Here is an 11,480-nt window from a genome sequence, read left to right as displayed (position 1 = left end):
GCTGAGGCATCCCGGGTGGGCGCGGGCTTGGGCTCAGGGGCGGAGGCGGAGGGTGCGGGTGAGGTCGTCGAGGCGGTCGGTGAGGGCGCGGTGGAGCGCGGGGGTCAGCTCGGGGTCGGTCAGGGCGGCCCGCCCCGACGCCAGGGTCGCGGGGTCGATCGCCGTGAAGGGGAACGCGTACCGCCCGGCCGCCTCCGCGATCGCGGGCCCGCGCCGAGCGGCCAGCGCCGTCGCGTCGGGGAAGTACCGCTCGGCGTACGGCGCGAGCAGGTCCCGCTGCTCGGGGTGCCAGAAACCCTGCGCGGTCGCGGTGAACAGGTAGTTCGACAGGGCGTCGTCGTGGAACATCGACGCCCACGCCGCTTCCTTGGCCGCCGCCTCGGGCAGTGCCGCCCGGCAGCGGGCGGCCCCTTCGAGCCCCTTGGCGCTGGTGTCCCGCGCCAGTTCCGCGTCGATCTCCGCGGCCCCGGCCGCCCCCAGCACGCACAGCCGCAGCAGCAGCCGCCACCGCAGTTCCGGGTCGAGCTCGGGCGCTCCGGGGATCGCCCCGTCCTCGTACCAGGTGCGCAGCCGCGCCGCGTCCTCCTCGGTGACCGCGCAGTCGATGAGGGCGCGGGTGGCCGACAGCAGACTGCCCTCGCGTCCGGTGTCCAGCAGCGCGCGGCTGGTCTCGGCGAGGGAGGCGAGCGCGTCGGTGCGCAGGTCCGGCGCCAGGTAGCGGTCGACGACGGTCGTGCGGGTGAAGGTGAGCACGCCCTCGACGAGGTACGGGTCGGTCTCGACCGGCAGGTGGCGGCAGGCCAGCGCGAGGTGGTCGGCGGGCGTGATGCGCCCGTCGCGGACCAGGTCGCGGGCGGCGTTCCAGGCGACGGCGCGGCTGAGCGGGTCCGGCAGGCTGCCGAGGGTGTCGGCGAGCGTCTCCCAGGAGCGCTCGTCGAACCGGACCTTGGCGAAGGTCAGGTCGCCGTCGTTGAGCAGGATCAGGTCGGGCCGCGGCCCGGACAGTTCCCGCTTCTCCACCACCGAGGTGGCGGTGATGTCGAAGGTGGTGCGGGCGCGTTCGACGAGCTGCCCGGGGTCGGTCACGGCCCGGTCGTACAGGCCGACGCCGATGCGGTGCGGGCGGCTGCCGGCGTGCTGGACCTCCAGGCGCCAGCCGTTGGGCGCGGGCGAGGCGGCCGGGGTGAGGGTGTCGAGTCCGCTGGTGCGCAGCCACGCGTCGGCCCACGCGGGCACGTCGCGGTCGGTGGCGGAGGACAGCGAGTCGATGAAGTCGGCGAGGGTGGCGTTGCCGAAGCGGTGCCGGGCGAAGTGCTCGTTGATGCCGGCCAGGAACTCCTTGCGGCCGAGCCAGGCGACGAGCTGGCGCAGCGCGGACGCGCCCTTGGCGTAGGAGATGCCGTCGAAGTTGGTGAGCGCGGAGGCGGTGTCGGGGACGGCGTCGGGTTCCGGGGCGACGGGGTGGGTGGAGGGCCGCTGGTCGGCGTCGGTGCCCCACGCCTTGCGGACGACGGCGAAGTCGTTCCACGCGCCGGTGAAGGCGGTGGCCTCGCTGATCACCTGGTAGCCCATGTACTCGGCGAACGACTCGTTGAGCCAGATGTCGTCCCACCAGCGCAGGGTGACCAGGTCACCGAACCACATGTGGGCCATCTCGTGGGCGACGACGACCGCGCGGAACTGCGCTTCGGCGGGGGTCACCGCGGAGCGGCTGACGTACTCGTCGCGGAAGGTGACCAGCCCCGGGTTCTCCATCGCGCCGGCGTTGAACTCGGGCACGAACGCCTGGTCGTAGGAGTCGAACGGGTAGGGCTCGTCGAAGAGTTCGTGGTACCGGTCGAAGCACTTGCGGGTGATGTCGAGGAGTTCGCCGGCGTCGCGGTCCAGGTAGGGGGCGAGCGAGCGGCGGCAGTGCAGGCCGAAGGGGATGCCGGCGTGCTCGGTGCGCACCGAGTGGTAGGGGCCGGCGACCACACACAGGAAGTACGTGGCGAGCGGCGGTGTGGTGGCCAGCCGCCAGCGGCCGGGCGCGGTACGGGTGGCGAGCCCGTTGCCGAGCACCGTCCACTCCTCGGGCGCGGTCACCTCGACGTCGAACACCGCCTTGAGGTCCGGCTGGTCGAAGGCGGCGGCGACCCGCTGCACGTCGTCCATGAAGAGCTGGGTGTAGACGTAGGCCTCGCCGTCGGCGGGGTCGGTGAAGCGGTGCATGCCCTCGCCGGTGCGCGAGTAGCGCATGTCGGCCTCGACCCGCAGTTCGTGTTCGCCCGCGGTCAGCCCGGTCAGCGACAGCCGGTTGTCGTCGAGCAGCCCGGGGTCCAGTGCCCTGCCGTCGAGTTCGGCGCGGTGCAGCGCGGCGGGTCTGAGTTCGACGAAGGTGTCGCAGTCCTGGAGCGCCGTGAACCGGATCACCGTGGTCGATCCGAAGATCTCCTCGCCCCTGGTGAGGTCGAGGTCGATCGCGTAGCGCTGGACGGACAGGTCGCGGGCGCGGGTCTCGGCTTCCGCGCGGGTCAGAGCTGGCATGCGGCTCATGCTGCCTCACCTGCGAGCCGCTGGATACGGATTTCCCGGTCAGTCGTGCGATTTTCCGGGCGTGGCGGCCCGCGGTGCCGCTCCTGGGTCGCCGGCCGGCGGCTCCCGGTGACCGAACCGTCCCGTTGGCGGCCACTTGTACGGTGTCGGCGTAGGCGTCCGTGTCGGCGTAGGCGTCCGTGCCCGCTTCCGTGCCCCTGTGGCTACCGTGACACAGGGCACGGCTCACGGGCGCGGCCTGGCAGGGTGAACCGGCGCAGGGGAGACCATGACCGACATGAGCAGCGCGCCGGCGGCGGCGATCCGGTCCCTCGCCGGGCGCTGGGTGCCGGTGGTGGCCGGGGACGCCGCGGCGCGGGGCGGGAACCTGGTCTGCTCCCCCGCCGGGCTGTGGCTGGCGCTGGCCGCCGTCGCGGCCGGTGCGGCGCGGGAGACCGCCGCGGAACTGCGGGCACTCCTCGGCACGGCGGGCCCGGCGGCGGGCGAGGCGACTACCGAGGTGGCGCGGGCCCTGGCCGGCACCGACGCGCTGGCCGTGGCGACGAGTCTGTGGACGCGGGCGCCGCTGCTCGCGCCGTACCGGGCGGCGCTGCCCGACGTGGCGGCCGGGCCGCTCGGGGACCAGGAGGCGCTGGACGCCTGGGTGCGGGCGGCGACCGGCGGCCTGATCGCCGCCCTGCCGTTGCGGGCGCCGGGGAGCGCGCTTCTGGTGCTGGTCAACGCGCTTGCGCTGAAGGCCCGTTGGGCGCGGCCGTTCGCTCCGGACCGAACCCGTCCGCGGGACTTCCGGGATGCCGACGGCGTCGTCCGTCAGGTGCCGACGATGCACGGCCCGGTCCCGTCGCACGCGGTGTGGGCCACGCCCGGCGGCGCCACGGTGGTCGAACTGCCGTGTGCGGCGGCGCCGGACGGGGCGCCCGGCGCCCGCGTGCGGTTCCTGCTCGGCGCGCCGGACGCGCCGGCCGGGCAGGTGCTGCCCGAGGCGTGGTCGGGGAAGCCGGTGCCGGTGCGGGCCGAACGGGTCACCGTGGCGCTGCCGCGGCTGTCGTTGCGCGCCGGTACGGACGTCACCCCCCATCTCCCCGCTCTGGGCGTGCGGTCGGCCACCAGCGGCGCGGCGGACTTCTCCCTGCTGTCCGAGGAGCGGCTGAGGGTCTCCCAGGTGGCGCAGGAGTGCCTGCTGCGCGTCGCGGAACAGGGAGTGGAGGCCGCCGCGGTGACCACGGTGATGATGACCAGGTCCCTCGCGGCCGGGCGGACCGATCCGCTGCACATCGCCTTCGACCGGCCCTTCGGTGTCGTGGTGCTGCCGGCCGCCGGCGAGGTGCCGCTGCTCGCCGCCTGGCAGGCGAACGCCCCGGTCGACCCGGGCCCGCTGCCGGTGGGCGGGTCCGGCCGTTCGTGAGCGTGTGCCGGCCGGCGGAAGCGGGGGTCGGGCACGTCCACGGGCGGAAGCAGCGGCGGAACAGCGGCGGAAGCAGGGCGGGTGACGGGGCTCCGGGGACGGCGACAACGGCTCGGTGCGACGCGTAGGCTCGATCGTCAGGGGAGGTGTTCATGGCCGAGCCAGCCGAGCCCGGGGCGTCCACCGCCGCGAGCGAGCCGATCGTGCACGGTTTCCCGCACCTGGGGACCATCCAGTCCGCCCTGACCGCGGTCTACCGGCGGCTGTCCGCGGACGGCGTGGCCCGGTTCGCGACCAGCGTCCACCCGGAACTCGTGGACTTCCCCGACGACGAGGACCTCTACCTCGGGGCGCAGCGCGTGGCCCGCGTGATGGTCCAGCACTTCCGGCTGCCGGACGCCCGGATGGTGGTGGGCTTCCGCGACATGGTGCACGCCGGGAACGTCGAACTGGCCGCGGGACCCGAGTACTTCATCGAGCTGCACGCGCGGTTCCGCACCGACCGCCGGGACGTGGGCGCGGCGCTGGCGCACGAGGTGATGCACGTCTATCTGCACCGCCTGGGGCTGGAGTTCCCCGGCACCCGCGACAACGAGATCCTCACCGACACCGCGACGGCCTACCTCGGCGCGGGCTGGCTGCTGCTGGACGCCTACCGGGAGGAGGCCGCGATCCGCGGCGAGCGGCTGATGATGTCGGCGTACAAACTGGGGTATCTCACGCCCGAGGAGTTCGGGTACGTGCTGGCCAAGCGGGCGCTGGCGTTCGGCGACGACATCGAGCCGTGGTTCCGCAGCGCGCAGGCGCGGGACGCCTACCGGGCGGGGCTGGCCCGGGCGCGCCAGGACCTGCACCGGCCGCCGCTGGCCGCGGCGGGCTGGGCGGCGCGGCGCCGCTACGCCAAGGACCGCCGGGCGCTGGCCCCGGGTGCGGACTACACGTTCGACGGACCGCCGTCGGCGCCGCGGGTGTCGTTCCCGTGCCCGACCTGCCACCAGCGGATACGGCTTCCCAGCCGGGGCCGGCTGCGGGCGCGCTGCACCCTGTGCCAGAGCGTGCTGGACTGCGACACCTGACCCGGTGCCGGTCCCGCGGGCGGCCGGCTCCCGCGGTCGTTGCCGGTCACCGGACGAACACGGCAGCGGCGCCCGCCTCCTTGGTCGGGGAGTGGCGGGCGCCGCTGGTGTTACCGCGTTCCGCACGCCGTTGTGCGGGACATCCTGGGTCCGTCGCGGGGACGGTGACGGGTCAGACCGCGAGCGGCCGGTCCGTCGGCCTGATCGGCGCGGGCAGCGCGGACGGCAGTCCGGTGAGGTAGGCGTCCACGGCCCGCGCGGCCGAGCGTCCCTCGGCGATCGCCCACACGATCAGGGACTGCCCGCGGCCCGCGTCGCCGGCGACGAAGACGCCGTCGACGTTGGTCGCGTAGTCCGCGTCGCGGGCGATGTTGCCGCGGGCGTCCAGGGCCAGACCGAGCTGGTCGATCATGCCGTTGGACTGGTCGGTGCCGGTGAAGCCCATGGCCAGGGTGACCAGGTCGGCGGGGATGATCCGCTCGGTGCCCTCCTGCGGGACGAACGCGCCGTTGTCGAACACCACCTCGACCAGGTGCAGTTCGCGGACGTTGCCCTGCTCGTCGCCGGTGAAGCGGACGGTGTTGACGGCGTAGACCCGCTCGCCGCCCTCCTCGTGCGCGGAGGTGACCTTGTAGACCATCGGCATCGTCGGCCACGGCTGGTGCGCGGGCCGGTCGTCCGACGGCCGCGGCATGATCTCCAGCTGGGTGACGGACAGCGCGCCCTGGCGGTGCGCGGTGCCGACGCAGTCCGCGCCGGTGTCGCCGCCGCCGATGACCACGACGTGCTTGCCCTCCGCGGTGATCGGCGGCGCCACGAAGTCGCCCTCCTGCACCTTGTTGGAGAGCGGCAGGTACTCCATCGCCTGGTGGATACCGGTCAGTTCGCGGCCCTCGACGGGCAGGTCCCGCCACTGGGTGGCGCCGGCCGCGATGACCACCGCGTCGTACCGCTTGGCCAGCTTGGCCGCGTCCAGGTCGGTGCCGATCTGCACGCCGGTGCGGAACTTGGTGCCCTCCGCACGCATCTGCTCGATGCGCCGGTTGATGTGCCGCTTCTCCATCTTGAACTCGGGGATGCCGTAGCGCAGCAGCCCGCCGATGCGGTCGGCCCGCTCGTAGACGGCCACGGTGTGGCCGGCCCGGGTGAGCTGCTGGGCGGCGGCCAGCCCGGCCGGGCCGGACCCGATCACCGCGACGGTCTTGCCGGACAGGCGCTCCGGCGGCTGCGGGGTGACGTCCCCGCTGTCCCACGCCTTGTCGATGATGGTGACTTCGACGTTCTTGATGGTGACGGGCGGCTGGTTGATGCCGAGCACGCACGCCGACTCGCAGGGCGCCGGGCACAGCCGCCCGGTGAACTCCGGGAAGTTGTTGGTGGCGTGCAGCCGCTCCGAGGCGGCCTGCCAGTCCTCGCGGTAGGCGTAGTCGTTCCACTCGGGGATCAGGTTCCCCAGCGGGCAGCCGTTGTGGCAGAACGGGATGCCGCAGTCCATGCAGCGGCCGGCCTGCTTGCTGATGATCGGCAGCAGGCCACCGGGGACGTAGACCTCGTTCCAGTCCTGCTTGCGCTCCTCGACCGGGCGGGTCGGGGAGGTCTCACGGCCGGTGGTGAGGAAGCCCTTGGGGTCAGCCATTTGCCGCCTCCATCATCTTCGCGGTGGTCTCGGACTCGGAGAGTCCGGCCTGCTCGGCGGCGTTCTTGGCGGCGAGCACTGCCTTGTAGTCCCTCGGCATGACCTTGCCGAAGCGGGTGAGGGCGCCGCCCCAGTCGGCGAGCAGCCGCTCGGCGACGGTGGAGCCGGTCTCCTCGAAGTGGCGGCGCACCACGTCGTGCAGCCACGTGATGTCGTCGGCGTCGAGCGCCTCGATCCCGACCATGCCGGTGTTGACGTTCTCCGCGACGAGGTCGAGGACGTACGCGATACCGCCGGACATGCCGGCCGCGAAGTTCCGGCCGGTGGCGCCGAGGACGACCGCGCGGCCGCCGGTCATGTACTCGCAGCCGTGGTCGCCGACACCCTCGGAGACCACGGTGGCACCGGAGTTGCGGACGCAGAACCGCTCGCCGGTGCGGCCGCGCAGGAACAGCTCGCCGCCGGTGGCGCCGTAGGCGATGGTGTTGCCCGCGATGGTCGAGTACTCGGCGAGGTGGTCCGCGCCGCGGTCCGGGCGGACGATGACGCGGCCGCCGGACAGGCCCTTGCCGACGTAGTCGTTGGCGTCGCCCTCCAGCCGCAGCGTGATGCCGCGGGGCAGGAACGCGCCGAAGGACTGGCCGGCGGAACCGGTGAGGGTGATGTCGACGGTGTCGTCGGGCAGGCCGGCGCCGCCGTACTTCTTGGTCACCTCGTGGCCGAGCATGGTGCCGACGGTCCGGTTGACGTTGCGGACGCCCACCTGCGCGCGGACCGGGGCGCCGGACTCCAGGGCCTCGGCGGCGAGCCGGATCAGCTCGTTGTCGAGGGCCTTGTCCAGGCCGTGGTCCTGCTCGGTGGTGCGGTGCAGCACCGCGCCCTCGGGCAGTTCCGGCACGTACAGCAGCGGGGCCAGGTCCAGGCCCTGCGCCTTCCAGTGGTCGATGGCGCGTCCGGCGTCGATGACCTCGGCGTGGCCGACGGCCTCCTCGATGGTGCGGAAGCCGAGCTCGGCGAGGATCTCGCGGACCTCCTCGGCGATGAACTCGAAGAAGTTCACCACGAACTCCGGCTTGCCGGTGAAGCGCTCACGCAGCACGGGGTTCTGGGTGGCGACGCCGACCGGGCAGGTGTCCAGGTGGCACACCCGCATCATCACGCAGCCGGAGACGACCAGCGGCGCGGTGGCGAAACCGAACTCCTCGGCGCCGAGCAGCGCGGCGATCACCACGTCGCGGCCGGTCTTGAGCTGACCGTCGGTCTGCACGACGATGCGGTCGCGCAGGCCGTTGAGCAGCAGCGTCTGCTGCGTCTCGGCCAGGCCCAGCTCCCAGGGGCCGCCCGCGTGCTTGAGCGAGGTGAGCGGGGAGGCGCCGGTGCCGCCGTCGTGGCCGGAGATCAGCACCACGTCGGCGTGCGCCTTGGAGACGCCCGCGGCGACGGTGCCGACGCCGACCTCGGAGACCAGCTTGACGTGGACGCGCGCCCGGGGGTTGGCGTTCTTCAGGTCGTGGATGAGCTGGGCGAGGTCCTCGATGGAGTAGATGTCGTGGTGCGGCGGCGGCGAGATCAGGCCCACGCCGGGGGTGGAGTGCCGGGTGCCGGCGACCCACGGGTAGACCTTGTGGCCGGGCAGCTGGCCGCCCTCGCCGGGCTTGGCGCCCTGCGCCATCTTGATCTGGATGTCGTCGGCGTTGACCAGGTACTCCGAGGTGACGCCGAAGCGGCCGGAGGCGACCTGCTTGATCGCCGAACGGCGGGCCGGGTCGTACAGCCGCTCCGGGTCCTCGCCGCCCTCGCCGGTGTTGGACTTGCCGCCGAGCTGGTTCATGGCGATCGCCAGCGTCTCGTGCGCCTCGCGGGAGATCGAGCCGTACGACATGGCGCCGGTGGAGAACCGCTTGACGATCTCGCTGACCGGCTCGACCTCCTCGACCGGGATCGACGGGCGGCCGGAGGTGAAGCCGAACAGGCCGCGCAGCGTCATCAGCCGCTCGGACTGCTGGTTCACGCGGTCGGTGTACTGCTTGAAGATGTCGTAGCGGCGGGTGCGCGTGGCGTGCTGCAGCCGGAAGACCGTGTCGGGGTCGAACAGGTGCGGCTCGCCCTCGCGGCGCCACTGGTACTCGCCGCCGATCTCCAGCCTGCGGTGCGCGGCCGGGATGCCGGAGGCCGGGTAGGCCTTGGCGTGCCGGGCGGCGACCTCGGCGGCGATGACGTCGATGCCCGCCCCGCCGATCTTGCTGTCGGTGAGGTGGAAGTAGGTGTCGACGAAGTCGCCGTCCAGGCCGATGGCCTCGAAGACCTGCGCGCCGCGGTAGGACGCCACGGTCGAGATGCCCATCTTGGACATGACCTTGAGGACGCCCTTGCCGAGGGCCTTGATCAGGTTGCGGATCGCGGTCTCGGACTCGACGCCGGGCAGGAAGGTGCCGGCCCGGACCAGGTCCTCGACGGACTCCATGGCCAGGTACGGGTTGACCGCGGCGGCGCCGTAGCCGATGAGCAGCGCGACGTGGTGGACCTCGCGGACGTCGCCGGCCTCGACCAGCAGACCGACCTGGGTGCGCTGCTTGGTGCGGATCAGGTGGTGGTGCACCGCCGAGGTCAGCAGCAGCGACGGGATCGGGGCGTGCTCGGCGTCGGAGTGCCGGTCGGAGAGCACGATCAGCCGGGCGCCGTCCTCTATGGCCGCGTCGGCCTCGGCGCAGATCTCGGCGAGCCGCGCGGCCAGGGCCTTGCCGCCGCCGGTGACCCGGTACAGGCCGGAGAGCGTGGCGGCCTTCAGGCCGGGCATGTCGCCGTCGGCGTTGACGTGGATGAGCTTGGCCAGCTCGTCGTTGTCGATCACCGGGAACGGCAGGGTGATGTTGCGGCAGGACGCCGGGCTCGGCTCCAGCAGGTTGCCGGACGGGCCGATGGTGGAGATCAGCGAGGTGACGAGCTCCTCGCGGATGGCGTCCAGCGGCGGGTTGGTGACCTGCGCGAAGAGCTGGGTGAAGTAGTCGAAGAGCAGCCGGGGGCGCTCGGACAGCGCGGCGATCGGCGAGTCGGTGCCCATCGAGCCGAGCGGCTCGCCGCCGGTCCTGGCCATCGGCGCGAGGATGACCCGCAGCTCCTCCTCGGTGTAGCCGAAGGTCTGCTGGCGGCGGGTGACCGAGGCGTGGGTGTGCACGATGTGCTCGCGCTCGGGCAGGTCGGCCAGGTCGATCAGGCCGGCGTCCAGCCACTCCCCGTACGGGTGCTGCGCGGCCATCTCGGCCTTGATCTCGTCGTCCTCGACGATCCGGTGCGAGACGGTGTCGACCAGGAACATCCGGCCCGGCTGCAGCCGGCCCTTGCGGACGATCTTCTCCGGGGCGATGTCCAGCACGCCGGACTCGGAGGCGAGCACGACCAGGCCGTCGTCGGTGACCCAGTAGCGGCCGGGACGCAGTCCGTTGCGGTCCAGCACCGCGCCGACGACCGAGCCGTCGGTGAAGGTGACGCAGGCCGGGCCGTCCCAGGGCTCCATCAGCGTGGAGTGGTACTGGTAGAAGGCGCGCCGCGCGGGGTCCATCGAGGCGTGGTTCTCCCAGGCCTCCGGGATCATCATCAGCACGCTGTGCGGCAGCGAGCGGCCGCCGAGGTGCAGCAGCTCCAGCACCTCGTCGAAGGACGCGGTGTCGGAGGCGCCGGGGGTGCAGACCGGGAAGATCCGCTCGAGGTCGCCGGCGAACAGCTCGCTGGCCAGCTGCGACTCGCGGGCCCGCATCCAGTTGCGGTTGCCCTTGACCGTGTTGATCTCGCCGTTGTGCGCGACGAACCGGTACGGGTGGGCCAGCGGCCAGCTCGGGAAGGTGTTGGTGGAGAACCGCGAGTGGACCAGCGCGATCGCGGTGGCGAACCGCTCGTCGGACAGGTCCGGGAAGAACGGCTCCAGCTGCCCGGTGGTCAGCATGCCCTTGTAGACGATGGTCCGCGCGGACAGCGACGGGAAGTACACGTCGGCCTCGCGCTCGGCGCGCTTGCGCAGCACGAACGCGGGACGGTCCAGCGCGATGCCGGAGCGGACGCCCTCGCTGTCGGCGACGAAGAGCTGCGAGAAGAACGGCATGGTCGAGCGGGAGGTGGCGCCCAGCAGGTCGGGGCCGATCGGGACCTCGCGCCAGCCCAGGACCGTCAGGCCCTCCTCGGCGGCGATCCGCTCGATGGCGTCGACGGCCTTGGTGCGGTCCTCGTGCTCGACGGGCAGGAAGGCCACGCCGGCCGCGTAGAACCCGGGGTCGGGCAGCGGGAAGCCGGTGACCGCCCGCAGGAAGCTGTCCGGGATCTGGACGAGGATGCCCGCGCCGTCGCCCGAGTCGGGCTCGGCGCCGGTCGCGCCGCGGTGCTCCAGGTTGCGCAGGACGGTCAGCGCCTGCTCCACGAGCCCATGGCTCGCCTCGCCGGTGAGGGTGGCGACAAAGCCGACGCCGCAGGCGTCGTGCTCATTGCGGGGGTCGTACATCCCCTGCGGGGCGGGGTGCCCGTCCATGAACGCGGAACGCGAACGCATGGCTCTCCCGTCGTCGTCTGTGGCTGGTATGCATCGCCTTGTCATCGGCATGCGCAACAGGGACGACGTTGGCCCTCTGCGATTTCGTGCAGGTTACATGATGACCGGATGTTCGAGACTCGGATATGTGATTCCAGCATGTGGACACACCAGGGGGTTGAGCGATCAGTTCTGGCCAGCGCGCTGCCGGTATCCGGGGGTGTGGTCTGCGAGGAGGTACGCGGCATGGCGACTTTGCCCGGCGCGTTCACGAGTGATGCCCGGTCGCCCCGTCGCTGAAACAACCCGTTT

5 protein-coding genes are annotated in these 11,480 nt (G+C 72.6%); 2 read left to right on the top strand and 3 right to left on the bottom strand.

Annotated features, from left to right (window positions below; translation table 11 throughout):
- Positions 1-33: 33 nt before the first annotated feature.
- Entirely contained in the window at positions 34-2,526 is a 2,493-nt protein-coding gene (gene pepN / locus K7862_RS03120; RefSeq protein WP_222960241.1) for an aminopeptidase N, read from the bottom strand.
- A gap of 286 nt (positions 2,527-2,812) precedes the next feature.
- Here pepN and K7862_RS03115 point away from each other — a divergent pair, with 286 nt between their 5' ends.
- Both K7862_RS03115 and K7862_RS03110 read left to right on the top strand, forming a co-directional pair.
- Entirely contained in the window at positions 2,813-3,940 is a 1,128-nt protein-coding gene (locus K7862_RS03115; protein ID WP_308011817.1) for a serpin family protein, read from the top strand.
- Between the two features lie 152 nt (positions 3,941-4,092).
- On the top strand, positions 4,093-5,016 hold the full coding sequence (locus K7862_RS03110) for a hypothetical protein (protein WP_222960238.1): 924 nt from the start codon (positions 4,093-4,095) through the stop codon (positions 5,014-5,016).
- A 172-nt stretch (positions 5,017-5,188) separates the two neighbouring features.
- Here K7862_RS03110 and K7862_RS03105 read toward each other — a convergent pair whose 3' ends face one another.
- Both K7862_RS03105 and gltB read right to left on the bottom strand, forming a co-directional pair.
- Positions 5,189-6,652 carry a glutamate synthase subunit beta gene (locus K7862_RS03105; RefSeq protein WP_222960235.1) on the bottom strand — a complete coding sequence of 488 codons (1,464 nt, stop codon included), beginning with the start codon at positions 6,650-6,652 and terminating at the stop codon, positions 5,189-5,191.
- Entirely contained in the window at positions 6,645-11,189 is a 4,545-nt protein-coding gene (gene gltB / locus K7862_RS03100) for a glutamate synthase large subunit (RefSeq protein WP_222960233.1), read from the bottom strand. Before gltB ends, K7862_RS03105 begins: the two co-directional genes overlap by 8 nt.
- Positions 11,190-11,480 lie beyond the last annotated feature (291 nt).

Origin of the sequence: Actinacidiphila acidipaludis, assembly GCF_019890725.1 — a bacterium.
Classification (GTDB): domain Bacteria; phylum Actinomycetota; class Actinomycetes; order Streptomycetales; family Streptomycetaceae; genus Actinacidiphila; species Actinacidiphila acidipaludis.
This window is presented reverse-complemented; position numbering and strand designations above follow the sequence as displayed.